Annotated in this window: 26 protein-coding genes; all 26 read right to left on the minus strand. The window is 49.0% G+C overall.

Annotated elements, in window-relative coordinates; genetic code table 11:
• Positions 1–52: 52 nt before the first annotated feature.
• Positions 53–2,128, minus strand: coding sequence for a type I DNA topoisomerase (gene topA / locus MHB78_RS15075; protein ID WP_046128972.1), 2,076 nt, complete (start codon positions 2,126–2,128; stop codon positions 53–55).
• Positions 2,129–2,333: 205 nt separating this feature from the next.
• Positions 2,334–3,236 (minus strand): DNA-processing protein DprA, encoded by a 903-nt coding sequence (dprA, locus tag MHB78_RS15080; protein ID WP_046128973.1) that lies wholly within the window; start codon positions 3,234–3,236, stop codon positions 2,334–2,336.
• 93 nt (positions 3,237–3,329) lie between these two features.
• Positions 3,330–4,232, minus strand: coding sequence for a succinate--CoA ligase subunit alpha (sucD, locus tag MHB78_RS15085; RefSeq protein ID WP_046128974.1), 903 nt, complete (start codon positions 4,230–4,232; stop codon positions 3,330–3,332).
• Between the two features lie 19 nt (positions 4,233–4,251).
• A complete protein-coding gene (sucC, locus tag MHB78_RS15090; protein WP_046128975.1) occupies positions 4,252–5,412 on the minus strand; it encodes an ADP-forming succinate--CoA ligase subunit beta in 1,161 nt (386 codons plus the stop codon).
• A 176-nt stretch (positions 5,413–5,588) separates the two neighbouring features.
• Positions 5,589–5,867, minus strand: a complete 279-nt coding sequence (locus MHB78_RS15095; protein ID WP_046128976.1) for a FlhB-like flagellar biosynthesis protein — start codon at positions 5,865–5,867, stop codon at positions 5,589–5,591.
• Positions 5,864–7,540, minus strand: coding sequence for a hypothetical protein (locus tag MHB78_RS15100; RefSeq protein ID WP_231947445.1), 1,677 nt, complete (start codon positions 7,538–7,540; stop codon positions 5,864–5,866). The genes MHB78_RS15095 and MHB78_RS15100 overlap by 4 nt, the downstream gene beginning before the upstream one ends.
• A 27-nt stretch (positions 7,541–7,567) precedes the next feature.
• Positions 7,568–8,335 carry a ribonuclease HII gene (locus MHB78_RS15105; RefSeq protein WP_046128978.1) on the minus strand — a complete coding sequence of 256 codons (768 nt, stop codon included), beginning with the start codon at positions 8,333–8,335 and terminating at the stop codon, positions 7,568–7,570.
• Positions 8,336–8,408: 73 nt separating this feature from the next.
• On the minus strand, positions 8,409–9,260 hold the full coding sequence (gene ylqF / locus MHB78_RS15110) for a ribosome biogenesis GTPase YlqF (RefSeq protein WP_046128979.1): 852 nt from the start codon (positions 9,258–9,260) through the stop codon (positions 8,409–8,411).
• 114 nt (positions 9,261–9,374) lie between these two features.
• Complete coding sequence (gene rplS, locus MHB78_RS15115) at positions 9,375–9,722, minus strand: 50S ribosomal protein L19 (protein ID WP_046128980.1); 348 nt, start codon at positions 9,720–9,722, stop codon at positions 9,375–9,377.
• A 137-nt stretch (positions 9,723–9,859) separates the two neighbouring features.
• Positions 9,860–10,591 carry a tRNA (guanosine(37)-N1)-methyltransferase TrmD gene (gene trmD / locus MHB78_RS15120; RefSeq protein WP_046128981.1) on the minus strand — a complete coding sequence of 244 codons (732 nt, stop codon included), beginning with the start codon at positions 10,589–10,591 and terminating at the stop codon, positions 9,860–9,862.
• Positions 10,588–11,109 (minus strand): ribosome maturation factor RimM, encoded by a 522-nt coding sequence (rimM, locus tag MHB78_RS15125; RefSeq protein ID WP_046128982.1) that lies wholly within the window; start codon positions 11,107–11,109, stop codon positions 10,588–10,590. Before rimM ends, trmD begins: the two co-directional genes overlap by 4 nt.
• A 4-nt stretch (positions 11,110–11,113) precedes the next feature.
• Complete coding sequence (locus tag MHB78_RS15130; RefSeq protein WP_046128983.1) at positions 11,114–11,500, minus strand: YlqD family protein; 387 nt, start codon at positions 11,498–11,500, stop codon at positions 11,114–11,116.
• A gap of 137 nt (positions 11,501–11,637) precedes the next feature.
• Complete coding sequence (locus MHB78_RS15135) at positions 11,638–11,883, minus strand: KH domain-containing protein (protein ID WP_046128984.1); 246 nt, start codon at positions 11,881–11,883, stop codon at positions 11,638–11,640.
• The gene (gene rpsP / locus MHB78_RS15140; RefSeq protein ID WP_006638197.1) at positions 11,883–12,155 is read right to left on the minus strand and encodes a 30S ribosomal protein S16; all 273 of its coding nucleotides are present in this window, start codon (positions 12,153–12,155) and stop codon (positions 11,883–11,885) included. Before rpsP ends, MHB78_RS15135 begins: the two co-directional genes overlap by 1 nt.
• A gap of 107 nt (positions 12,156–12,262) precedes the next feature.
• Complete coding sequence (ffh, locus tag MHB78_RS15145; RefSeq protein ID WP_046128985.1) at positions 12,263–13,603, minus strand: signal recognition particle protein; 1,341 nt, start codon at positions 13,601–13,603, stop codon at positions 12,263–12,265.
• A 16-nt stretch (positions 13,604–13,619) separates the two neighbouring features.
• Positions 13,620–13,943, minus strand: coding sequence for a putative DNA-binding protein (locus MHB78_RS15150; RefSeq protein WP_046128986.1), 324 nt, complete (start codon positions 13,941–13,943; stop codon positions 13,620–13,622).
• 145 nt (positions 13,944–14,088) lie between these two features.
• Positions 14,089–15,075, minus strand: a complete 987-nt coding sequence (gene ftsY / locus MHB78_RS15155) for a signal recognition particle-docking protein FtsY (protein ID WP_046128987.1) — start codon at positions 15,073–15,075, stop codon at positions 14,089–14,091.
• 16 nt (positions 15,076–15,091) lie between these two features.
• Positions 15,092–18,652 carry a chromosome segregation protein SMC gene (gene smc, locus MHB78_RS15160; RefSeq protein ID WP_046128988.1) on the minus strand — a complete coding sequence of 1,187 codons (3,561 nt, stop codon included), beginning with the start codon at positions 18,650–18,652 and terminating at the stop codon, positions 15,092–15,094.
• Between the two features lie 98 nt (positions 18,653–18,750).
• Positions 18,751–19,500, minus strand: coding sequence for a ribonuclease III (gene rnc, locus MHB78_RS15165; protein WP_046128989.1), 750 nt, complete (start codon positions 19,498–19,500; stop codon positions 18,751–18,753).
• Between the two features lie 145 nt (positions 19,501–19,645).
• The gene (acpP, locus tag MHB78_RS15170; RefSeq protein WP_003181706.1) at positions 19,646–19,879 is read right to left on the minus strand and encodes an acyl carrier protein; all 234 of its coding nucleotides are present in this window, start codon (positions 19,877–19,879) and stop codon (positions 19,646–19,648) included.
• A 66-nt stretch (positions 19,880–19,945) separates the two neighbouring features.
• Complete coding sequence (gene fabG / locus MHB78_RS15175; RefSeq protein WP_046128990.1) at positions 19,946–20,689, minus strand: 3-oxoacyl-[acyl-carrier-protein] reductase; 744 nt, start codon at positions 20,687–20,689, stop codon at positions 19,946–19,948.
• A complete protein-coding gene (fabD, locus tag MHB78_RS15180) occupies positions 20,682–21,635 on the minus strand; it encodes an ACP S-malonyltransferase (protein WP_046128991.1) in 954 nt (317 codons plus the stop codon). Before fabD ends, fabG begins: the two co-directional genes overlap by 8 nt.
• 17 nt (positions 21,636–21,652) lie before the next feature.
• Positions 21,653–22,645, minus strand: coding sequence for a phosphate acyltransferase PlsX (gene plsX / locus MHB78_RS15185; RefSeq protein WP_046128992.1), 993 nt, complete (start codon positions 22,643–22,645; stop codon positions 21,653–21,655).
• Positions 22,646–22,662: 17 nt separating this feature from the next.
• Complete coding sequence (fapR, locus tag MHB78_RS15190; RefSeq protein ID WP_046128993.1) at positions 22,663–23,229, minus strand: transcription factor FapR; 567 nt, start codon at positions 23,227–23,229, stop codon at positions 22,663–22,665.
• A gap of 109 nt (positions 23,230–23,338) precedes the next feature.
• Positions 23,339–25,387 carry an ATP-dependent DNA helicase RecG gene (gene recG, locus MHB78_RS15195; protein WP_046128994.1) on the minus strand — a complete coding sequence of 683 codons (2,049 nt, stop codon included), beginning with the start codon at positions 25,385–25,387 and terminating at the stop codon, positions 23,339–23,341.
• Positions 25,365–26,267 carry an L-serine ammonia-lyase, iron-sulfur-dependent, subunit alpha gene (sdaAA, locus tag MHB78_RS15200; RefSeq protein WP_046128995.1) on the minus strand — a complete coding sequence of 301 codons (903 nt, stop codon included), beginning with the start codon at positions 26,265–26,267 and terminating at the stop codon, positions 25,365–25,367. The genes recG and sdaAA overlap by 23 nt, the downstream gene beginning before the upstream one ends.
• Positions 26,268–26,272 lie beyond the last annotated feature (5 nt).

Below are 26,272 nucleotides of genomic sequence, written 5' to 3' on the forward strand. Positions count from 1 at the left end.
TTGAATTGTTCTTTTAACACAACAAAGAAGGTGAGCAAAGCCCTGCTCACCGCTACTTTTGTTGTTCTTCCTTATAATCGCAGCCCACGCATTGCACCTGAACGCCTTTTTTGAGCTTTTTCTCGACGAGCATGTCCCCGCATTTCGGACATTTGCGCTCAAGGGGTTTATCCCATGATACAAATTCGCATTCAGGGTAACGGTCGCAGCCGTAAAAGATGCGGCGTTTTTTCGATTTGCGTTCGACGATGTTGCCGATTTTGCAGGACGGGCATTTGACTCCGATCTCTTTGACGATCGGCTTGGTATTGCGGCAGTCTGGAAAATTGGAGCAAGCCATGAATTTTCCGTAACGGCCCATTTTGTATACCATCGGATGGCCGCATTCTTCACAGTCGACGCCTGCATACTCGGGTTCGATTTCGACTTCCTGCATCTCTGCTTCCGCTTTTTTCACGCGCTTTTCAAAGTCCTTATAAAATGAATCGATGATCTGCACCCACTCGATGTTTCCGTCTTCGACGTCATCAAGCTCTTTTTCCATTTTCGCCGTGAACTCAACGTTAATGATTTCAGGGAAAAACTCCATAATGAGATCAAGGACGATACCGCCGAGTTCTGTCGGCACAAAGCGTTTGTTATCAAGCGCGACATATCCCCGCTTTTGAATGGTGTCAAGCGTAGGAGCGTATGTGGACGGACGCCCGATGCCCAGCTCTTCAAGCGTTTTGACAAGCCTTGCTTCCGTATAGCGGGGAGGCGGCTGGGTGAAGTGCTGTTCGGGTTCGATGTCCTTGGAAAGAACCGTATCCCCTTCTGCCAGGTCAGGGAGCATCTTGTTCTTTTCCTCCAACTGGTCGTCTTTTCCTTCAACATACACTTTCATAAAACCGGAAAATTTGACTTTACTTCCGTTCGCCCGGAATGTCAATCCGTTATTTTCAAGGTCGACGCTCATCGTATCCAAAGTGGCCGGCGCCATTTGGCTCGCGACGAAGCGTTCCCAAATCAGCTTGTATAGTCTAAGCTGGTCTCTGCCCAGCACGGCTTTCAGCTCTGAAGGCTTCCTTAGCACTGAAGTCGGCCTGATCGCTTCGTGAGCATCCTGGGCGTTTTCATTCTTTTTGGCGGGCTTTCGTTTGCTGCCCAAAAATTCTTTTCCGTAGTTTTCGCCGATAAAAGCGGCGGCTTCTTCCTGGGCCGTGTTTGAGATGCGGGTTGAATCCGTTCTCATATACGTAATGAGCCCGACCGTTCCTTCTTTTCCAAGATCGATTCCCTCATATAACTGCTGGGCGATCATCATCGTTTTCTTCGCCCGGAAATTTAATTTGCGCGCGGCTTCCTGCTGCAATGTTGACGTTGTAAACGGCAGAGCCGGATTTCGTTTGCGCTCTTTTTTCGTTACCTTTTTGACATCAAATTTGTTTCCTTTGATCTGTGAAAGGATCTGTTTGACATCGTCTTCGCTTTTTAATGGATGCTTCTCGCCGCGGATGCCGAAGAAGCTGGCTTCAAAGGCTTCTTTTCCTTTCAGGAACGTGCCTTCAATCGTCCAGTATTCCTCGGGTTTGAACTCGTTGATTTCTTTTTCGCGGTCAATGATCAGGCGGAGCGCAACAGATTGCACGCGTCCCGCGCTTAACCCTTTTTTGACTTTTTTCCATAAAATCGGACTGATTTTATAACCGACGAGGCGGTCAAGCACCCTTCGCGCCTGCTGGGCATCTACGAGATCCATGTTGATCATGCGCGGATGCTTAAACGAATCTTTGATCGCGTCTTTTGTAATTTCGTTAAATACGACGCGGCAGTCTGAATTTAAATCTAAATCCAGACTGTGGGCAAGGTGCCATGCGATGGCTTCCCCTTCCCTGTCGGGGTCGGCTGCGAGATATACTTTTTTCGCTTTTTTCGCCGCCGTTTTTAAATCCTTCAGAACCGGTCCTTTCCCGCGGATCGTAATGTATTTTGGTTCAAAGTTCCGCTCGATGTCAACTCCCATTTGGCTTTTCGGCAGATCTCTGACATGCCCCATCGATGCTTTTACTTTGTATTTTTTTCCTAAGTATCGTTCAATCGTTTTCGCCTTTGCAGGCGATTCCACGATGACTAAGTATTCGGACATCACATTATCCCCCTCAAGAGGTGTTCTCTCTCTTATCAATTTAGCCTTTTTATTGTATTCATCATAATCGCCGTTTATATAGTGATGATGTTGATTAAAAACGTCTGATTTATTTCCTTTTATATGATGAACGCTGATTAAAGCGTTTAAACTTGAAATCCTCACTATTATTAAATATTCATATACGGTTTGTCAAACGATAATTCTAAACGGATTCCGTATAACGGGCCTGAAATGCCGGAAGCTCACCGAGAATATCGTCTACGCTTGAGACGAGTTTTGCTCCTTCCTGGATCAGCCCGGCCGGTCCTTTTGAATTTTCGTCAAATATTGAACCAGGCACCGCAAATACTTCCCTGCCTTGTTCGAGCGCCTGGTAGGCGGTGATGAGCGAGCCGCTTTTTTCCTTGCCCTGAATGACGACGATTCCTTCTGTTAAGCCGCTGATCAGCCGATTTCGCTGCGGAAAGTGCCATTTTTGGGGTTTTGTATCGGGTAGGTGCTCTGACACCAGAAGATGGCTTTCGGCCATCTGTTGGGCAAGCAGACGGTTTTCACGAGGATATATGCAGTTGAATCCGCCGGCGATGATGCCGATCGTTCTTCCTTTTGAACGGATTGTCTCCCGATGGGCGTGACCGTCGATCCCTTTGGCAAGCCCGCTGACGATTGTCCATTCCTTTTTGCTGAGCGCTCTGGCAAAGTAGGAAGCCGCATTTTCGCCGTACTGTGAAGGATTTCGGGTTCCCACAATGCCGATGAGCCTTTTTTCATAAAGAAGGGTTTTGTTTCCTTTGAGAAAAAGAACGGGAGGCGGGTCGTGGATCGTTTTCAGCAGGGGTGGATATTCAGGGGACGAAATCGCAATTACGCTTATTCCGTTTTCGCGGTAGCTTGCGATGATCTGCTTAACATTCGGAAGCTCTTTTTCGGCCAGCTTTCGGATGGCGCCGACGTTTATGCTTTTCGATGACAGCTTTTTTAGAGAGTGGTTCTTATCTTCCGCAAGCGATAAGGACGGGTCTTCCTTCCACCATTTAAACAAGAGGGAAGGGGAAAGGTTGCTGTACAGGCGAAGCAATATTAAAAGCCCGCACTTGTCATTCATTCGAAAACCTCCATTATAAAGTATCGTACGAAATCTCCATGATAAAAAAGCAGGAATAGACCGTTCGGACTATTCCCGCTAAGGGACGATAAATCAGTGTGTCTTGCAGGTTTCGTAAAGTCCTTTTTCCTTCAGGACCTTAATCAGCGTTTCACCCATGACTGAAGGTGTTTCCGCGACTTCGATTCCGCAAGCATTCATCGTTTTAATCTTTTCGTCAGCCGTGCCTTTTCCTCCAGAAATGATGGCGCCGGCATGGCCCATCCGCTTTCCGGGAGGCGCCGTTTTTCCGCCGATAAAGCCGACGACAGGTTTAGTCATGTTTGCTTTGACCCATTCTGCCGCTTCTTCTTCGGCTGTTCCGCCGATTTCCCCGATCATGATCACCGCATGTGTCTCAGGATCTTCATTAAATGCTTTCAGCACATCGATGAAGTTCGTGCCGTTCACAGGGTCTCCGCCGATTCCGACTGCCGTCGACTGGCCGATTCCGGCTTCTGACAGCTGATGAACCGCTTCATATGTAAGCGTTCCAGACCGCGACACGACTCCGACATGGCCTTTTTTATGAATGTATCCCGGCATGATGCCGATTTTGCATTCCTCAGGCGTGATGACTCCCGGACAGTTCGGCCCGATCAGCCTTGTTTTCTTGCCTTCCATAAATCGTTTCACTTTTACCATGTCAAGCACCGGAATATGCTCGGTGATGCAGATGACGAGCTCAAGCTCAGCGTCAACCGCTTCCATAATCGCGTCTGCGGCAAATGGCGCCGGGACATAAATGACAGATGCGGTCGCTCCCGTTTCGTTTACCGCGTCTTCCACCGTATTGAACACAGGCACCCCTTCAACCTCTGTTCTGCCTTTGCCCGGCGTCACACCGCCGACGATTTTTGTTCCGTATTCGAGCATCTGCTTTGTATGAAACAAAGCGGTTGAACCTGTTATCCCTTGAACAATGACTTTTGTGTCTTTATTAATAAATACACTCATTTTGGTCCCCCTGCCTTTCTTACTTCACTAAGGATACGATTTTCTGCGCGCCGTCAGCCATCGATTCCGCAGACGTGATATTGAGTCCTGACTCATCGAGGATCTTCTTGCCGAGATCCACGTTTGTTCCTTCCAATCGAACGACAAGCGGCAATGTCAAACCGACTTGTTTTGTCGCTTCTACAACGCCTTCTGCAATGACGTCGCACTTCATGATGCCGCCGAAAATGTTGACGAAGATCCCTTTTACATTTTGGTCAGACAAGATGATCTTGAAAGCTTCCGTTACCTTTTCGGCTGTTGCGCCGCCTCCTACGTCAAGAAAGTTGGCCGGTTCCCCTCCATAGTGTTTGATGATGTCCATGGTCGACATCGCAAGCCCCGCTCCGTTGACCATGCACCCGATGTTGCCGTCCAGTGAAATATAGCTTAAATCGTATTTTGATGCTTCAATTTCCTTCGGATCTTCTTCATCAAGATCCCTGTATTCCAATATGTCTTTTTGCCTGTATAAAGCATTGCTGTCGAAATTGAGCTTTGCGTCAAGCGCCATGACCTTCCCGTCTCCAGTGACGACGAGCGGGTTGATTTCGGCGATGGAGCAGTCCTTTTCAACAAAAGCAGTGTACAGGCCCATCATGAATTTCACGGCCTGGTTGACGAGCTCTTTGGGAATGTTGATCGCAAAAGCGATTTTCTTCGCTTGATAGCTTTGCAGTCCGACAGCCGGATCAATGACTTCTTTGACGATTTTTTCCGGCGTTTTTTCGGCGACTTCCTCGATCTCCGTTCCGCCTTCTTCAGAAGCCATCAGGACGATGCGCGATGTCGCCCTGTCAAGAACAAGCCCGACGTAATATTCCTTTTTAATATCGCAGCCTTCTTCGATAAGTAAGCGTTTTATTTCGCGGCCGTCAGGACCCGTCTGATGAGTGACGAGCGTTTTCCCCAGCAGTTCTTCCGCATAGGCTTTCACTTCGTCTGTTGATTTTGCAATTTTTACCCCTCCTGCTTTGCCGCGGCCTCCTGCATGAATTTGAGCTTTCACGACATAAACTGGGCCCGACAGTGATTCTGCCGCTTTGACCGCTTCATCTGCTGTAAATGCCACTTTACCTTCCGGAACAGTCACCCCGTATTTTCTGAGGACCTCTTTCCCTTGGTACTCATGGATATTCATTTCCCATCCTCCTAACTTATGTAGCAAAAATAAAAATAGACTGCGCTTTCATTTTATATAATCATAGATCGATTGTCTAGGTTTCAATGAGAAATCGTAAAATCCTTCTAAACATTCAAACTTTTATTTTATTGAAAATATAAAAATTAATAAAGGGAATGCCTTTTTCGCAAAGGTCATTCCCTCATTTTCACTTTTTCATCCAACGTATAGATGAACGAAAAGATCTCGGCAACGATTTCATACAGCGCTTCCGGGATATGATCGTCAAGCTCCAGGTGGCGCATCAATTCGACAAGCGTCGGGTCCTCCTGAATCGGAACGCCCGCTTTTTTCGCTTCTTCAATGATCTTTTCGGCTGTCAGACCCGATCCCTTGGCAACGACTTTCGGCGCCTTGTCTTTCATTTCATCATAGTGAAGAGCGACAGCCCTTCTTAACAAAGATTCCTTCATATTTTCACATCCAGGGCGCTTTCTGTGACCCGTTCAAACTGACGCTCTAAAATCGGCGCGATTTCAATGTTTTCGCGCTGTTTCGCCGTGACGCTTGACAGGCTGTAGCCCAGCTCTTTCACGTTTTCTTTCAGGACGGGGATCAAAGGCTCAATGAGCGGCTCCAAATCAAAGCCGGTCTCGATCGTAACCGTCATGACGTTTTGCTGGATAAAGCAATCGACAACCGTCTCCTTCAATCCCTCCAACTGAAGATAAAACATGAGGCGGCATTGGGACGGATCGATTTTTCCGTCTTCCTTCTTTTTTCCCTTTAAGAAAACCGTCAAATCCTGTACCCCGTTCTTTGAAAACAAAGGATACGAAAGAAACAGCTGGCTTTGCGCGGTATTGTCCTGCTGCAGAAACAGCTGGCCGTTTAAACGGTGAAAGATCTGCTCCGCTTCCTGCCTGACAGGAGCCGGAAGGTCCTGGGAATGCCTCACCTCGTTCAAAAGCAGCTTTAATGAGTGAAGCCCCCCATCTTTCAAGGTTCTTCCGCTGTCGAGCGCTTTAATGAATGACAGCTCGTCTTTGACGCCAAAAAGGTCTTTCGCTTTAAAAAGGAAGGCGAGCGCATCCGCTTTATTCGTCAATGAGGGCGCTGTTTCCCTGATGACATTCCGCAATACGTCCATCTCGTTTTCCGACAATGCGCCCAGATCGGCGTGAAGCGCCACAGGCTGTTTAGCTTCGGTCGCTTTCAACCAGTTTACTGCCTCTTTAACGGGAGTTGTACCGTTATGGTCAGCCTGTGCGGCCAATTTTGCGAGCAGGCGTTCCGCGGCCGCTAATTCAAGGCTCTCTGGCCTCTGTTTTACCGTTATTCTTTCCTGTACCGCCTGAAATTGCCGAGGAATTCCCCGTTCGGGTGCATCCGCCTGCAGAAGGGGCTGAGCGGTTTGCTTCGTGTCCTTGCCGGCCGATACAGTGAGCTCTTTCAGTACTTGAATGAGCTTTTCGGCATGAACCTCTGTTTCCGACTGCAAAATCGGCAGCAGCGCTTGCTTGAGCTTTTCCATACTTGCCGTTTGCTGCGGCTCCCTATTGATCATCTCAAAAGTTTCTGCAATCTGTTTGTGGAGGGGAGCCGGATCTTTTACGGCCAGAATCGAATCCAGCACGCCGGGATGAACCGGCAGCTCGCGCTTCAATGCAAACATGACGGCATCCGTTCCTTTCTGGGCATCTGATTTCGGCAGATTTTCAAGCCATTTAACGGCCGCTTTTAAGTCGTTTTCCTTGATGGGCTGTTGTTCTTTCAGCATCGCTCCGACCAGAAATAAGGCTTCATTCGTACGTTTCAATGAGAGCCCGTTTAACAGCTTAACAGCGGCATCCTGCATCGTTTTCGGATTTTGGTCAAACGTCTCGACGACTTGAAGCCGGCCTGCCGGCTCATCCGGTTTCTTCTCATAAGAAAACCAATAGTATGTATTTGCGGCAAGCGGCGTTTCCAGTTTTCCCTGCAGCACCGAATTGCCGATCTGAATTTCAGCCAATTGTCCGCTGATGAAGCGGAGAACCTTTCCGAGCATCAGCCTTTTCTGATCTGTCTCCGTCCCCATGATCTGCTTTATAGAATCCGACTTTTCAAATTGTTTTATCAGGCTGTTATGTATGTCGTTCAGCATCACCGGCATCCTGCTCCCTTTTATGATTTATAAATAGGCTTGAACAGGGGCGAACGATCTTCGGTGAATCGGTGACGGTCCGTATTTGGCAAGGGCTTCAAGGTGTTCCTTCGTCCCGTAGCCTTTATGTTTTTCAAAACCGTACATCGGATAGCTTGCGGCGTATTCGTCCATCAGCCTGTCTCTCGTTACTTTGGCGATGCATGCGCCGGCGGCGATCGACGCGCTTTTGGCGTCTCCTTTTATAATCGAGGACTGCTTCGTGTCCAAAGGAAGCGACATCGCGTCCAGCAAAAGGTAGTCTGGAGCCGCGGACAGCGCTTGAACGGCTTTGACCATCGCAAGCTTCGACGCTTCGTAAATATTCACGTCATCGATCACGGCTGAATCGCAAATTCCGACGCCGACAGCAACCGCTTCTTCCATAATGTAAGAATAGTAATCTTCCCTTTTTTGCTTTGACAGCTTTTTAGAATCCGTCAAACCGAGTATTTCACAGTCCTCTTTTAAGATGACGGCGGCGGCCACGACAGGGCCTGCCAAAGGGCCTCTTCCGGCTTCATCTATTCCGGCGATATAACGGCAGCCCTCCGCTCTTAAACGCTGCTCCATAGACGTCATCACCCGCCACTCTTCCCGCATGGCCGAGAGCTTTTCGTTTTTCTTCAGCCATGCGCTGACAAGGGCTTGAACGCTTTTTCGCTCATCTTTTTTACACTGCTCGATAAAAGGGTCGTGCTCTTCTTTCACCGATTGAAGATGTTCTTTGATTTCTTTTACGGTTAGTGATTTCACTTCTCTTCTCCCCTATTTTTCTTATCGGCGCTTCTCCCGCAAAAATAAAGACCCGCCTTTTTAAAAGCGCGCCTTAATCGTCTATAGGCTTCTCAAAAGAGAGCGGGCCGAATTTTTCGGTGCGGATATCCCGGATGATCACTTCTGTCGTTTTGTCATAATTAATCTCTCCGCCTGCCATCAGACAGCCGCGCTTTTTGCCGATCTCATCAAACAAACGTGCGATCTCTTCCGGAATGTCCGCTAAATCGTAGCGCTTTTTTAAGCGGTCGGGATAATGCTCTTCCAAAAAGCGCAAAGCGAAAACCGCGACATCCTGCAAATTGATGATCGAATCTTTAATGGCCCCAGTTGCCGCCAGCTTTAATCCGACGAGCTCATCCTCAAACTTCGGCCATAAAATGCCCGGCGTATCGAGAAGTTCAAGCTCTTTTCCGACTTTCACCCATTGCTGTGCGGTCGTAACCCCCGGTCTGTCGCCGGTTTTCGCAATGTTCTTTTTGGCGAGCCGGTTGATCAAGGTCGACTTGCCGACGTTCGGAATGCCGACGATCAATGCCCGAATCGCCCTCGGCTTTACGCCTTTTGCTTTCATTTTATCAAATTTTTCTTTGAGCAGCTCTTTTGAAGCCGGCAGGATTTGATTTAACCCCTGGCCGTTAACGGAGTTAATCGCAAGCGAGGGAATCCCGTCTGCTTCAAAGTGCTTTTTCCATTGGTTCGTCACCGCGGAATCGGCTTTATCCGCTTTATTGAGCAGCATGATTCGCGGTTTATTCTTGAGGATCTCTTCGATCATCGGGTTTCGCGAAGACATCGGAATTCTGGCGTCTACCAGCTCATATACGATGTCGATTAGTTTCAGCTTTTCCGTTACTTCCCGCCTCGCTTTGGCCATATGCCCGGGAAACCATTGAATTACCATATGACGGACACCTTCCTTCTGTTACTGCTATCTTTTAAAAGGCAGAATGATTTTATACTTCTTTTACAAAAAAAGAGCTTGTTATGGTTAACAAGCTCTTTTCGTTCGCTATCATTATCGTCTGATTTCTTTAATACGAGCCGCTTTTCCACGAAGTTCGCGCAAGTAATAAAGTTTCGCACGGCGTACTTTACCATGGCGGACAACTTCGATTTTCGCGATTTTCGGTGTGTGCAATGGGAATGTACGCTCAACTCCGACACCGTAAGAAACCTTACGAACTGTGAAAGTTTCGCTGATTCCGCCACCACGACGCTTAATCACAACACCTTCGAATACCTGAATACGCTCGCGGTTACCCTCGACGACTTTCACGTGTACGCGAAGAGTGTCACCAGGACGGAACGCAGGCAAGTCAGTGCGCAATTGTTCTTTTGTGATTTCTTCAATCAATTTTTGCATCGTCTTCAACTCCTTCCAACAGATGCTCATGAGCGAATAACCTCACACAGCGGAACATCGTTTTCAAACTCAAACGAAACCCCCGTTTGAGTCACAAGTAGTATCATATCATACCTTTTCCCGCCATGCAATAGAATCTATCGGTTTTCCCACTCTGAAATCCATTTTCTTTCTTCGTCTGACAAAGGATAGTCTTCGAGAAGATCGGGCCGTCTTAGAAACGTCCGTTTGAGAGACTCTTTCCGCCTCCACTCTTTAATCTTCGCATGGTTTCCTGATGTGAGAACCTCCGGCACCTTCATGCCTTTATAATCCGCCGGCCGCGTGTAGTGAGGGTGCTCGAGCAGCCCGGTGCTGAAAGAGTCTTCAAGGTGCGACTCTTCCTTGCCGAGCACGCCCGGCAGAAGTCTCACAACGCTGTCGGCGATCATCATGGCAGGAAGCTCGCCGCCCGTCAGGACGAAGTCCCCGATCGAAATCTCGTCAGTGGCGAGATGCTCTCTGATCCGTTCATCATATCCTTCATAATGGCCGCAAATGAACAGGAGATGCTCCTCTTTTGCCAGCTCTTCCGCCTTCTTCTGTGTATAGCGCTCGCCTTGGGGGCAGACGAGGATGATTCTTGGAGATCTGCCTGCTTCTTCTGTCAGCTTTTCGACCGCATCAAAGACGGGCTGCGGTTTTAACACCATTCCCGCCCCACCGCCGTACGGATAATCATCAACGGTTTGATGCTTATTGTCGGAATAAGCGCGAAAGTTCACTACGTGAAAGTCGACGGCATTTTTTTCCTGGGCTTTTTGCAGAATGGAAGAGCCCAGCACGCCTTCAAACATCTCCGGAAAAAGCGTTAAAAAATCAATTCTCATTCGTCAAGTAATCCTTCCATGATATGAATCTTGATCGTTTTGTCTTTGACGTTGATGTCTTTGACAACGGCATCGATATAAGGGATGAGCGCGTCTTTTTTCCCCTGGCGCCCGACAACCCAGACATCGTTAGCACCGGGAGTCAAAATTTCTTTTACTTTGCCGATCAGATCTCCTTCTTCCGAGAAAACGTCACAGCCGATGATTTCGTGAAAATAATATTCGTCTTCTGCCAATGGGCTTAATTGGTCTTCGGGAACTTTAATCAAGGCGTTTTTTAACGTTTCGGCTTCAGTCAAAGTGGAGATCTCTTCGAACTGCAAGAGATGAAACTGTTTGTGAAGCCTGTGAGAGCCGACGGTCACCTGAACAGGCTCTTTTCCCTCCATGAACAAATAGAGCGTATTTCCCGGCTTGTACCGTTCTTCGGGAAAGTCGGTTTTCGAAATTACGCGGACTTCACCTTTTACCCCATGAGTATTGACAATTTTCCCTACATTAAACCATTGTTTCTGCATTTCTTCACCTCGGACGAATTTCAATGACAATTCCGTCTTTAATCACGATTGTTTTACCCTCTGTCATATCATGCCAATTGTCACCGACTTCGATCTCCATTAAAGCATCAATCTCTTTTTCTTTCACTTCGCTGCCCAGCGGGAGCGTGTGGATCTGATTGATTTGAAAATCGATGATTTTGATTTTATCCTGGCGTTTTTCGATTTCTTTTTTGAACGATTCGGTTGCCGCCGGATTGTGGTGTTCTTTTTCGTGCTTTCTCAGCTGAAAATAAAGCTGGTTGCATTCGCGCTCAAGGGTTTCTTTTCTTTCTTCAAAAGAAGCCAGCAGCTTTTTTTTGCTGTTTTCGGTTAAAACCTGCATAACGGTAACACGTTGGATAATTTGCATGGCATCATCACCTACTGTCCCCGTGATTTTTCTTCCCTGTTATCCGGCGGCGTAGCATGGCCGACTGACGCGGAATTTGTCATCTGTTTTGATGTTTCCCACATGATAAAAAAGGGGGAGGTTTTCACCCTCTCCCCTTAGTCTGCGATCTCTAGTTGAACTTTCTTAGAAGACTGTGCGCCGGCCGCAAATACGACAGAACGTATCGCTCTTGCAGTCCGCCCTTTTTTGCCGATGATTTTGCCGGTATCCTCTTTGTTGACGGAAAGGCGAAAGACGATCCGCCGTTCGCTTTCCTCTTTGGATACCTGTATGTCATCCGGGTGATCCACAAGCGGTTTGACCAAAGATACAATCAGTTCTTCCAAGTGCAGATCACTCATTACTTGCTTTGTTTAGCGTTGTGGAATTTTTCCATAATGCCTTCTTTTGAGAAAAGGTTGCGAACCGTGTCAGACGGTTTAGCTCCCGTTTGAAGCCATTTCAGCGCAAGCTCTTCATCGATTTTCACTTCCGCAGGTTTTGCCACCGGGTTGTAAGTTCCGACTGTTTCGATGAAACGGCCGTCACGCGGCGAACGAGAATCTGCTACAACGATACGATAGAAAGGAGATTTTTTAGCTCCCATGCGTTTTAAACGAATTTTTACTGCCATTTTACTAGCACCTCCGAAAATATTTCAACAAGATAGTATATTAACAATGATAAAAGTGTTTGTAAAGTGTTTTTTCTTAACAACGGTTTTATCATTTGAAAACAAGATTACATGAAGGGCAATTTAAATCCTTTTTTCTTCCCTTTTGTCATGTTTGTCATCTGCTTCATCATTTTTTTCATTTCATCAAATTGCTTTAGCAGACGGTTGACTTCCTGGACGGATGTCCCGCTCCCTTTGGCAATCCGTTTGCGTCTGCTGGCATTGATGATCTCCGGCTGCTCTTTTTCTTTCCCCGTCATGGACTTGATGATCGCTTCGACGTGGCTGAGCTGTTTTTCGTCAACCTTTACGTTTTTTAAGCCTTTCATTTTGCCTGCGCCAGGCATCATTTGAATCAGCTCTTCAAGCGGTCCCATGTTGCGGACTTGCCCGAGCTGTTCCAAAAAGTCGTCAAGGGTGAAGCTCATATTTTTCATTTTCTGTTCGAGCTCTTTCGCCTTTTCTTGATCGACGTTGGCTTGGGCTTTTTCGATCAGGGTGAGCACATCGCCCATTCCGAGAATCCGCGAAGCCATCCGCTCGGGATGGAACGGTTCAAGGGCATCAAGCTTTTCGCCCATTCCGGCAAATTTGATCGGCGTGTTCGTCACGGCGCGGATCGACAAGGCCGCTCCGCCCCTCGTATCACCGTCAAGTTTTGTAAGGATGACGCCTGTCACGCCAAGCTGTTCATTAAAGCTTTTGGCAACGTTTACCGCATCTTGACCCGTCATGGAATCGACGACAAGGAAGATTTCTTCCGGCTGAGCCGTTTCTTTTACCTTTTCCAGCTCATCCATCAGCTCTTCATCAATATGAAGGCGTCCCGCCGTATCGATGATCACATAGTCGTGGTGGTCTTCTTTCGCCTTTTCGATTGCCTGTTTGGCAATGTCGACAGGGCTGACCTGGTCTCCGAGCGAGAATACCGGCATATCGAGCTGTTTGCCGAGCGTTTCCAGCTGCTTGATCGCAGCCGGGCGGTATATATCCGCTGCCACGAGCAGCGGGTTGCGGTTATGTTTTTTGCGAAGCAGGTTGGCAAGCTTTCCTGTCGTCGTCGTTTTACCGGCCCCTTGCAGACCGACCATCATGATGACGGTTGGCGGGCGCTTTGCCGCGGCGATCTTGCTTTCTTCGCCGCCCATCAGCTCCGTCAGCTCCTCTTTGACGACTTTAATGACCTGCTGTCCGGGTGTCAGGCTTTTCATGACATCCTGCCCGACGGCCCGTTCGCTTACCTTTTTCACAAAATCTTTGACGACTTTAAAGTTGACGTCCGCTTCAAGGAGCGCCAAACGGACTTCTCGCATCATTTCTTTGACGTCTTGTTCCGTTACTTTTCCTTTTCCGCGGATTTTAGAAATCGTTTGCTGCAGTCGGTCGGCTAATCCTTCGAATGCCATTTTTCAGTGCCGCCTCCTAATCTAATTTCTCAAGCGCGTCGATGAGCGGGGACACTTCAGGCTGACCGGCAGTCAGCTGTCTCAGCTCTTCAAAAATCTTTTTGCGCTCTTGAAATTTTTTAAACAAAAGTAGCTTTTCTTCATATTGCTCAAGCATGGCCTCGGTCCGTTTGATGTTGTCATAGACCGCCTGTCTTGAGACATGATATTCTTCAGCTATTTCGCCGAGGGAGAAATCGTCTAAATAGTAAAGCGACATGTAGCTTTTTTGTTTTGATGTCAACAACGACTGATAAAAATCAAACAGGTAATTCATTCGCGTTGTTTTTTCAAGCGTCATGAGACTCTCCCCCTTGTTAAGTCAAATCCCTTTACGATACACTAGTTTACGCTGATTTTTTTCATCTGTCAAGTTTTTATCTTGTCATAATGTCCTGCAGCGTTTGTTAAAAAGAAAACCCCTTTTATATAGGGGCTTTCGCGTGCTATTCTTCTTTTTCAATCAGATCGGAAAACAGGCCGTATACGTAGGATTCGGCTTCAAACGGCTGCAGGTCGTCCATTTTTTCGCCGAGGCCGACAAGTTTGACGGGAATCTTCAGCTCGTGGCGGATGGCGAGGACGATTCCTCCTTTTGCCGTTCCGTCGAGCTTTGTCAGAACAATGCCCGATACATCGGTCGCCTTGGAAAATTCCTTCGCCTGCGTCATCGCGTTTTGGCCTGTCGTCGCGTCCAGAACGAGCAGCACTTCATGAGGCGCGTCAGGAACCTCGCGCTGGATGACCCGCTTTACTTTTTCAAGCTCTTTCATCAAGTTCACCTTGTTTTGCAGACGTCCCGCCGTGTCGCACAGCAGAACATCGGCGCCGCGCGCTTTGGCGGCTTGAACAGCATCATAGATGACGGCTGCCGGATCTGAGCCTTCGGCCTGTTTGACGACATGGGCACCGACCCGCTCTCCCCACACTTCAAGCTGGTCGATCGCACCGGCGCGGAACGTGTCTCCTGCTGCGAGAACAACGTTTTTGCCTTCTTTGACAAACTTGTGGGCGAGCTTGCCGATCGTCGTCGTTTTGCCGACGCCGTTGACCCCGACAAACAGGATGATGTTCAAGCGTCCGTCTTCTACGCGGAGCTCTGAAGCTTCCTGCTCCCCGCCTTCATAAATGTCGACGAGCTTTTCGGAAATAACGGAACGCACTTCCTTCGGATCCTGGATATTTCTTCGTTTGACCTCGGTCTTCAGCTCATCGATCAGCTCCATCACCGTTGACACGCCGACGTCTGCTCCGATCAGCACTTCTTCAAGCTCTTCGAAAAAATCTTCATCGACTTTCCGGTAGCGGGAGACAAGCTCATTGACCCTCTCCTGAAATGAGTTTCTCGTTTTGGCGAGCCCTTCTTTAAACTTTCCTGAGACTGAGTCTGTTTGCTTCGTGATTTTTTCTTTCAGTTTTTTAAAAAAGCTCATGACTGGTAACCTCGCTTTATTGAACTAATTCTTTCGTATCTTCAAGCTTGACGGAGACAAGCTTGGAAACGCCTGATTCCTGCATTGTTACGCCATAGAGAACGTCGGCTTCTTCCATCGTTCCCTTTCTGTGCGTAATGACGATAAACTGTGTTTCGTGGCTGTATTTTTTCAAATATTGCGCAAAGCGGAACACGTTCGCTTCGTCAAGCGCGGCCTCAACCTCATCAAGCACGCAGAACGGGACGGGTCTGACCTTTAGGATCGAAAACAAGAGGGCGATCGCCGTCAGAGCCCGTTCTCCGCCGGAGAGGAGGCTTAAGTTTTGCAGTTTTTTCCCCGGAGGCTGAGCGATGATGTCTACGCCCGACTGAAGCAGGTCATTCGGATCGGTCAGATTCAGTTCAGCTCTGCCGCCGCCGAACAGCGCGCGGAAGACGTCTTCGAAATGGGAGCGGATTTGCTGAAACGTATCTGAAAAGCGCTTCGTCATTTCCTCGTCCATTTCCTCGATCACCTGAAAGAGCGTATTTTTCGCTTCAAGCAGATCGTCTCTCTGCTCTGTCAGGAAAACGTAGCGCTCATTGACCCTTTCATATTCTTCAATGCTTCCGAGGTTCACGGTGCCCAGCTCTTCGATCGCCAGCTTGATCAGCTTGACGCGCTTTCTCGCCTCTTCGGGGCTGAGCTCAAGCGGATATTTTTCCTTCGCCCATTCAAAGGAGAGGCCGTATTCCTCCCTCAGGAATGACAGCAGGTTGTCAAGCTCGACTTCCATGCGGCCGAGCTTGACTTCTTCATCTTTCAGGAGCCCGGCCATTTGTTTGTACTGGCGCTTCATTTCTTTCAGCTCAAGCTCTTCTGTTTCAAGGCCCTGCTGCAGCTTCATCCGCTGCTCCCTTCTTGAAGCGATGAGCTCGGCGGTTTTGTTTTTATCGTTCAGTTTCTTCTTCGCGGCTTCTTCAAGCTTTTCCTCGCCGCTTGTGCTGGACGACATCTCATTTGTCAATAATGACAGGTCTTCTTTTGCAATCTTCAGCGCTTCTTCGTTCTCGGCAAATTCCTCTTCAAGCCTTGCGAGCTTTTCCCGTTCGTTTGCACATGACTGCTCGGTTTTGGCGAGAACGACCTTCAGATCTGTAAGCTCGCTTTGCAGCGCCTCCTTGGTTGAAGTCTGCGTCTGCTTTCTTTCCGTCAGGCTCTCGATCTTCCCGTCTAGCGCTTTTAAGCTTTCGGACATGGCGGAAAGCTTTTCTTCGAGCTCTGCCTTCCTTTGTTTCTTTTCGTCGTCTTCTTTCAGGAGCGCCGATTTTTCCTCGTCGTATAGCTCCAAGTGGCTGTTGACGTTTTTCTCGGCGATTTCAAGCTCATAGAGGCGCCCTTTGATCTCCTGCTGCTCAGCGCGCAAACGCTCCCCGTCTTCGCGCAGCGATTGAAGCTCTCGTTCAAGCTTTTGAATCGCTTGTTTTAAGCTTTTCACTTCGGCTTCGAGCGCTTCGGTTTTTTCTTCCATTACCTTTAGGCGCTCTGCCGCTGTTTCAAGCTCCCGGTTTCGGCCCAAAAGAGAGTTGTTTTTCTTCTTGACGGCTCCTCCGGTCATCGATCCGCCCGGGTTGACGACGTCGCCTTCAAGCGTAACGATGCGGTATCTGTGTCCAAGCCGTTTGGCAAGCTCGTTGGCCCCTTTTAAATGCTCGGTGATGAGCACGGTGCCGAGCAGGTTTTGCACAACCGTCCTGTACACGGGATCGAACGACACGAGCTCGCTTGCGATCCCGATAAATGCCGGATGCTCTTTTGCAGCTTCGATGTCGCGGGGCTGGATGCTGCGCTCTTTGATGACAGAAAGCGGAAGAAAGGTTGCACGTCCTGACGAATGCTTTTTCAAATATTGAATCGCCTGTCTTGCCGCGTCCTCGTTTTCGGTCACGACGTGCTGCGCAGAAGCGCCCAAAGCGATTTCGACCGCCGTCTCATACCTTTCGTCCGTCTTGACGAGCTCAGCGATCGCTCCGTGGATGCCCGCCAGCTCGCTTCTCGCTTTCAACACTTCTTTGACGCCTTGATAAAATCCCGAAAAATCCTCCTGCATGGCTTCAAGCATCTCTTTTTTCGAGCGCGCCTGCTGAACATATTGATACGCCTGGTAAAGAGCCGACTCTTTCTTTTCGTATTCGTTTTTCTTCAGCTCATAGTTTTTCTGCGCGTCGCGGTATGCTTTGATCTGCTGTGCGAGACGCTCCTCGAAAAGGCCGAATTCGTGTTCGGCTTTTGCTTTTTGCTCGGCGATATCCCGCCGTTCGCTTAAGTATTTTTCATTGTTGTCGGCAAGCCGTTTTTGCGCGGCTTTCGATTGGGACATTTGATCGTCTAAAAACTGCAGCTCGTTTCGCAGAGACGCCTGTTCATTCAGAAGCTCGAAATAGTCGCTTTTGAGCTGTTCGATCTCTTCTTCTACATTTTCGCTGTATACTGAAAGCGCCGCCGTTTTTTCTTTGACCTCTTGAGCGAGTCCCTTTGCTTCGGCCTGCAGTTTTTCGAACACAAGCTTTTGTGCGGCGATTTTTTCTTTCAGACTGTTTTCTTTTTCTCCGCGCTGGGCAATTGTATCTTCAAGCTGGGCCCTGTTTTGGCTCGCGTTCTTTTTCCGCTCTTTCAGCACTTCTTTTCTGCCTTCGAGCTTTTCAAGCTCCTCGCTTGTCAAAAGGAGGACCTGCTGAAGCTCATCAACCGATTCGTCAAGGGCCTGGATTTTATCCCTCGCCTCTTCGATTTTGGCTTCCTTCGCCTGGATTGCTGATGAGGAAGCCATTTCTTCATCTTTCGCTTTTTCGACCTTTTGTTTGAGCGCCTCCCATTTTTGGTGAAGCTCCTCAATGTCATACGCCGTCAACGCGATTTCTATCTTTTCGAGCTCGTCCTTTTTTTCGAGGTAGTCTTTCGCAATCGATGCCTGCATCTTCAGCGGTTCGACTTGACTTTCAAGCTCATGGAGGATGTCTTCCACGCGGTTCAAATTGTCCTGTGTTTCAAACAGCTTGTTTTCGGCTTTTTTCTTTCTCGTTTTATATTTTAAAACGCCCGCCGCTTCTTCGAAGATGCTTCTCCGCTCTTCCGCTTTGCTGCTGAGGATTTCCTCGACCTTCCCCTGGCTGATGATCGAAAACGCTTCTTTTCCGAGTCCGGAGTCCATGAAGAGATCGATGATATCCTTCAGGCGGCACGACTGATTGTTGATGAGAAATTCGCTTTCCCCGGACCTGTATACCCTCCGCGTTACACTGACCTCGTGAAAGTCAATCGGAAGGAAGTGGTCTTCGTTATCAAGCGTCAGCGTCACCTCAGCGAGGTTCAGCTTTTTCCGCGAGTCGCTCCCGGCAAAAATGATGTCTTCCATTTTGCCGCCGCGCAATGATTTGGCGGACTGTTCCCCGAGCACCCAGCGGATCGCGTCGGTAATGTTGCTTTTTCCGCTTCCATTCGGGCCGACGACGGCTGTCACACCTTTAACAAAATCTACAGAAATTCGTTCTGCAAACGATTTAAAACCTATTACGTCCAAACGTTTGAGGAACATCCTGATCCTCCTTATGTATTAAAGTATTACAATTCTATCATACCTTTGGATAAAGGCGTAAACATATCGAAATCCCCCTGGAAGCTGGCAAGGGGGATTTACTGTTTCATATGGTGTTTTTGCAGCTTTGCAAGTGCTTCCTGAGCGGCATGCTGTTCAGCTTCTTTTTTGGAACGGCCGCTTCCCACCCCGAGCACTTCTCCTTTTAGCGATACGTTTGCTTCAAATTCGCGGTTGTGCGCCGGACCTTTTTCCTGAAGGATTCTGTATTCCAAAGTGCCGCGTCCGTCGCGCTGTACAAATTCCTGCAGCTGGCTCTTAAAATCCATCACATGAGAAAAAGCACCATCGTCGATTTTTGGGAAGACGTACGCTTTCAGAAAAGCTACGACAGCTTCAAGCCCCTGATCAAGATAAAGCGCGCCGATAAACGCTTCAAACACGTCGGCCAACAGCGCCGGCCGCTTTCTTCCGCCCGTCATTTCCTCTCCTTTTCCGAGAAGGACAAGCTCCCCGAAGGACAGCTCATGGGCAAGAGAAACCAAAGAAGGCTCGCAAACGATCGCCGCTCTCAATTTCGTCAAATCCCCTTCGCTCATCGCCGGGTATTTGGCGTACAAAAATTGAGAAATCGTCAGTTCCAAAACAGCGTCTCCTAAAAATTCAAGCCTTTCATTATCTTCATACGGCTTCTTCCGATGCTCATTCACATAAGATGAATGTGTAAATGCCTGGTATAAAAGCTTCTCGTGCTGAAATTGAACCGAAATCCGTTCTTGAAACTTTTTAAACTGCTCCGCTTTCTTTTGAAACAATTTTTTGTCTCTGAAATGTGAATGTTTTGACATAGCAACCTCCATATGGGCACATCAGGTTCACCTAGACCTCCTGTTAGAAAAAGGCAGGGTTCGTTTTTCGTTCGGCAAAACATTAAGCTAAAGCCGCATGTATAAAGGGATAAAGCCCCGTCTTTAAACGGGACTTTAAGTTAGCTTACTGCTTACTATTTATGTAGTTCACAGCGTCACCGACTGTTGCAATCTTTTCAGCATCTTCGTCAGAAATCTCCATATCAAACTCGTCTTCAAGTTCCATGACAAGTTCAACTACATCCAGGGAATCAGCGCCTAAATCCTCTTTAAAAGAAGCTTCGAGAGTGACGTCAGCTTCATCTACGCCAAGGCGGTCTACGATGATTTTTGTTACACGCTCTAATGCGTCTGCCATAGCTATTCACCTCCCCTCAAGTATTATAGTTGATTCGTTTTTAAAAAACCAGAGATAATTACATTTTTACTGCATAACCATTCCGCCGTCGATATTCAGCGTCTGGCCTGTCATGTAGCACGACTGGTCAGAAGCAAGGAAGACGACGACGCTGCTGATGTCAGAAGGCTCCCCGAAGCGGGCAAGCGGAATCTGTTTCAGCATTTCGTCCTGAATGTCTTTTGTGAGCTTGTCCGTCATTTCCGTTGAGATAAAACCCGGAGCGATCGCATTTACGGTAATGTTTCGTGAAGCAAGCTCTTTAGCCAGCGTCTTCGTCAGGCCGATGACGCCAGATTTTGCCGCGACATAGTTCGCCTGTCCGGCGTTTCCGACGACGCCGACAACTGAGGCGACATTGATGATCCGGCCGCTTCTCTGCTTCATCATCTGTCTTGTCACAGCTTTGGAGCAGTTGAATACCCCTTTTAAGTTTATGTTAATGACATCGTCCCATTCATTTTCTTTCATTCTCATGAACAAATTGTCTTTCGTGATGCCGGCATTGTTGACGAGAATATCGATTGAACCGAAGCGCTCAAGCGCCTCTTTCATCATTGCCTGAACTTCGTCGGCATTGGAAACGTCAGCTTTGATTGCAAACGCATCGCGGCCGAGCGCCTTGATTTTATCGACAACTTCGTTCGCCTTCGCTTCATTTCCCGCGTAATTGACGACGACGTTCGCGCCGTTTTTCGCAAGATCCAGCGCGATCGCACGGCCGATTCCCCTTGAAGCACCGGTAACAACGGCTGTTTTATTCTCAAGCATTTTCGTTTTCCTCCTTCAATGTTTGAACAGCGAGTTCAATCGTATCAGGGTCAGATACGGCAATCGTTTTGACTCTGCGGTTCACTTTTTTGACAAGCCCTGACAATACCTTGCCCGGCCCGATTTCGATGAACGTTGTGACGCCTTCGTCGATCAGCCTGCTGATCGATTCTTCAAAGCGGACCGGTGAATAGAGCTGTTCAATCAGCTTCTGTTTGATCTCGTCCTTGTCCGTTATCACGTCTGCGGTCACATTTGAAATAACAGGGATTGACGCATTTTTAATGCTGCATGCGTCAAGTACTTCGCGCAGCTTTTCAGCGGCGGGCTTCATCAGCTCCGAATGAAACGGTCCGCTGACTTCGAGAGGAATCGCGCGCTTCGCGCCGTTTTCCTTGGCGAGTTCTGACGCAAGTTCGACCCCTTTGGCCGTACCCGAAATGACGATTTGCCCCGGGCAGTTCAAGTTGGCGAGCTGGACGAGGTGGCCATCTTCAGACACCTGATCCGTCACTTTTTTTAACGCCTCTCCGTCCATGCCGAGAACCGCGGCCATCGCGCCTTCTCCGGCAGGAACCGCTTCATTCATGAACTCGCCGCGTTTTCTCACGGCGTATACGGCGTCTTTAAACGACATCGCCCCGGCAGCCACGAGCGCGGTATATTCGCCGAGGCTGTGGCCCGCTGCAAAATCGGCTTCAATGCCGTATTCTTTTAGTTTTTCAAGCGCGGCTATGCTGGCCGTTAAAAGGCTCGGCTGCGCATTGTATGTAAGGGTCAGTTCTTTGGCGTCGCCTTCAAACATAAGAGCGCTCAGCTTTGTTTCCAGCGTTTCATCCGCTTCTTCGAAAATCCGTCTTGCTTTCGGCTCCTGCTCATACAGCTCACGCCCCATGCCGATATGCTGTGATCCCTGGCCCGGGAATAGAAATGCAATCTTACCCATGTTGTAAAACCTCCAGACTATTCATCTGCTTTTTGTTGTATTTTTTCTTCAATAAATGCCGCGACATTTTGGCTGACCATCTCTCTCGCCTGGCGGATCGCATGGTAAACGGCGCGCCCGTCAGACGAACCGTGCGCTTTGATGACCGGCGCCTTCAAACCGAAAAGCCCTGCTCCGCCATATTCGGAGTAGTCCATTTTCGTTTTCATTTCTTTCAGCTTCGGTTTCAGCGCGGACGCCGCCAATTTGGCGGTAAAGCTGGATGTCAGCGTGCTTTTCAGCATTTTAAAGATCGACAAAGCCGCACCCTCAACCGTCTTCAAGGCAACGTTTCCGGTAAAGCCGTCCGTTACGATGACATCTGCGACTCCGTCCAGCATGTCGCGCGCTTCCACATTGCCGATGAAGTTCAAGTCCGTCTCCTTCAGCTTTTGAAAGGTCTGTTTTGCAAGTTCATTTCCTTTTTTGTCTTCCGTTCCGACGTTTAAAAGCCCGATTCTCGGGTTTTTCACACCGAGAACCTGTTCGCCGTATACAGAACCCATGATTGCGTATTGGACGAGATGCTCAGGCTTCGCATCTACGTTCGCTCCGACGTCCAGAAGGAGAAAGCCGTCCCCCGCCACCGTCGGCAGCGTCGGCGCCAGTGCCGGCCTTTCGATTCCTTCGATTCTGCCGACGATAAAAAGTCCGGCTGTCATTAAAGCGCCCGTGTTTCCGGCCGAAATACAAGCGTCGGCTCTGCCTTCTGCAACTTCCTGCGCCATGAGGACCATCGAAGAGTTTTTCTTTCTTCTGACAGCCCGGACAGGTTCGTCTGTCGCTTCAATGACTTCTTCTGCATGTTTGACGGTGATCCGCCCGTGTTCTGTTAAATGGCCGGCTATTTTTTCCCGGTCTCCGATGAGTGTGATCTCAAGGTCCTGAAAATCCTTGACAGCCTTCATCACTCCGTCGATTACAGCTTTAGGAGCATTGTCGCCTCCCATAGCATCTACTGCAATTCTCATGACAAATGCGCCACCTTCTATGATTGTTTTGAACGATACATGACAAAAACGCCTGAAAACACAGGCTCTTCGGCAACAAAGCTGTTCACTTCGACAACCGTTCTGCCTTTATCTTTATCAAGCTTTACGACTTTCGCTTTTGCCACAACCCGCTCGCCTTGTTTGACCTGCCTTGTAAAGCGGATGTCCGCTTTGGCGGTCAGCGCGAGCTCATCATCGATGAGGGCGACGGCAAGCGAGTTGGCCTGGGCGAACAAGTGGTGTCCCCTGGCGATTTGATTGCGGCTGAACACGTGTTCCCTTCGGATCTCAAGAATCGAAATCGCATGTTCATCAAGCTCAAGGTCGATGATTTCTCCGATGACTTCATCAAGCGACAGCGACTTCACTTCGTCTTCGAGCGATTTTTCGGCAACACTTTTGATTCTTTCCCGAAGCTCGGGTATCGAAAGTTCCAAACGGTCTAAACGAATCGTCTGAATGCTGACTTTAAATTTCTCCGCCAACTCTTCGTCTGTAATGAACGGGGTCATTTTAATCGTCTGCTGCAGCAATTCTTGGCGTTCCCTTTTGCTTTTTCTCATATTTATAAACACCATCCGCGCAATTATGACTAGGTACTAATAGTAGTATATAATTTCATAGATTGGAATGCAATCTTTCTTTCTCCTGTTCACGGTTAAAATTTCTGAGTCAGCTTAGTTTTTCCCCGCCTATGATTCCGCTTTTTTGCAAATGCTCCCTTAACGGGGCATATTCGGAATCCGTCCAGAACGCTTGCGAGGAGACGAGCTCTGCCGCGTCTTTCCTGGCCGTCTCAAGCGCGCGGTAGTCATGGACCATGTCAGCGACTTTAAACTCCGGCATCCCGCTTTGCTTTTTGCCGAAGAAATCGCCCGGTCCCCTTAGTTCGAGGTCCTTTTCAGAAAGCTCAAAGCCGTCGGTCGTTTCGGACATGATCGCCATCCGTTCCTTGCCCGTTTCAGATTTCGGATCAGCCATCAGGATGCAGTACGACTGATGGTCGCCGCGGCCGACGCGGCCGCGAAGCTGGTGAAGCTGCGAGAGTCCGAACCGGTCGGCATCATAGATCAGCATGACGGTCGCGTTCGGCACGTTTACGCCGACTTCCACAACGGTGGTCGAGACGAGAATCTGGCATTCATTGCTGCTGAACTGTCTCATCACTTGTTCTTTTTCATCGTTGGACAGTTTTCCGTGCATCAGCCCGATCCGCCATCTTCCTTGAAAAGCGTGGGTCAGCATGCTGTGCACATCGATCGCATTTTGCACATCAAGCTTGTCCGACTCTTCGATCAGCGGGCAGATGACGTAAGCCTGCCTGCCTTTTTTCAGTTCTTTTTCAATAAAGGCAAGAATCCGTTCAAGCATGTCGTGCTTCACCCAGTACGTCTCAATCCGCTTGCGTCCCGCCGGCATTTCGTCAATGATGGAGACATCCATTTCGCCAAATACCGTGATCGCGAGCGTTCTCGGAATCGGCGTCGCCGTCATGAACAGGACGTCGGGGTCCTTTCCTTTGCTTCGCAATTTTTTTCTCTGCTCGACGCCAAACCGGTGCTGTTCGTCGGTAATGACAAGGCCGAGCTGCTGAAAATGCACATCGTCCTGGATGAGGGCGTGTGTTCCTACTAAAATATCAATTTCGCCTTCTTGCAGCCTTTCCAAAAGCTCCCGCCTTCTTTTGCCTTTTACAGAGCTTGTCAAAAGCGCGACATTGACATCCATGTTTTCAAACAGGGAAACCAATGAGTCTGCGTGCTGTTCGGCCAGTATTTCGGTCGGAACCATCAGCGCGCCCTGACAGCCGGATAAAATCGAAGCGTACAAGGCGATGGCGGCGACTGCCGTTTTGCCCGAGCCGACATCGCCCTGCAGCAGCCGGTTCATTTTGTATTCGGAAGCCATATCGTTTAAGATGTCGCCGAGGGCTTTCGCCTGGGCGTTTGTCAGCGTAAACGGAAGGCTTTTGACAAACTCGTCGACGTCTTCGCGTTTAAAGGCGTGCCTGATCCCGCGGGACTCTTCCCGCTCAAATTTCCGCAGCGCCTGCATTTTGAGCTGAAACAATAAAAATTCTTCATAGACAAAGCGGCGGCGCGCCTGTTTTAACGCTTCCCTCGTCTCCGGTTTGTGGATCGCTTTTACCGCATCCCGGTAAGAAGGAAGTTTGTAGGCGAGCCGCAGCTTTTCCGGAAGGGGATCCACGGCGTATTGCAGATGGGTGCGAACGGCTTCCTGAATCAGCTTCCGCATCGTCTTTACCGTGATGTTTTCTTTTACCGAATAGACGGGTTCTATCGTTTGATCTTCCTTATGGGGTCCGTTTTTCAATTCCTGGACCATCACCGACTGCCTGTGCTTGTCCCATTTTCCTGAAACGGTGACAACCGACCCGATGGCCAGCTTCTTTTTCAAATACGGCCGGTTAAAGCAAATCGCCGTGATCAGGTAGTTTCCGACCAAAAGCCGAAACGTGAGCCGGCTCCGTTTTTTCCCGTAATAGGTAAGAGAAGGCTCACTGTGAACCTTCCCTTCGACCGTCACTCTCTCCTCGTGTGCCACTTCTTCCAAATCGCGCAATTCATAATCGTCATACCGGTACGGGAAGTAGTTCAAAAGATCGGAAACGTCGTAGATGCCGAGCTCGTTCAGCGTCTTTTCCGTTTCCGCCCCGATTCCTTTTACAACAGATACGCTATTTTGCAGATTGTTCTTCACGTGCAGTTGACGCCCCTCCGAATATTTTTTTCTCCAATTCTTTGCCTGTCGGGGTTGCGGCAAGACCGCCGCGGCCTGTTTCTCTTAAAGCCGTCGGCATCGTTTGCCCGATTTTGTACATCGCATCAATGACTTCATCGCACGGAATCCGGCTCGTAATACCGGCGAGCGCCATATCTGCCGCAACCATCGCATTTGCCGCTCCCATCGCATTGCGTTTCACACAAGGAACTTCGACAAGCCCTGCGACGGGATCACACACAAGACCGAGCACGTTTTTCAAGGCGATCGCCATCGCTTCTGCGCACTGTTCAGGCGTTCCACCCGCCATTTCGACGATGGCCGCCGCAGCCATTCCGGAGGCGGATCCGACTTCAGCCTGACATCCGCCGGCCGCTCCGGAGATACTCGCATTGTTGGCGACGACAAATCCGAACGCGCCTGAGGTGAATAAAAAGCGGACCATCTGCTCTTTTGTCGGATTGAGTTTGTCTTTGACGGCAAACAGCGTGCCGGGCACGACGCCTGCCGACCCTGCCGTTGGTGTCGCGCAGATCGTCCCCATTGCAGCGTTGACTTCATTTGTCGCAACCGCTTTGCTGACGGCGTCCAAAATCACGTCTCCTGACAGACCTTTTCCCGATTTGAGATAAGCCTGCAGCTTGACGGCGTCGCCGCCGGTTAATCCCGAGTGTGACTGAACGCCGCTGATGCCTTTTTCCACGGCCGCTTCCATCACTTCTAAATTGGCCTCCATCTGCTCGAAAATCTCTTCTCTCGTCCGGCCTGACACCTCGATTTCCTGGGTGATCATGATTTCTGAGATGGAGACGTTTTTCTCTTTCGTCAGCTGAATCAATTCTTTTACGTTTCGAAACATATAAA

The organism is Bacillus sp. FSL K6-0138 (genome assembly GCF_037982765.1).
Taxonomy (GTDB): domain Bacteria; phylum Bacillota; class Bacilli; order Bacillales; family Bacillaceae; genus Bacillus; species Bacillus glycinifermentans.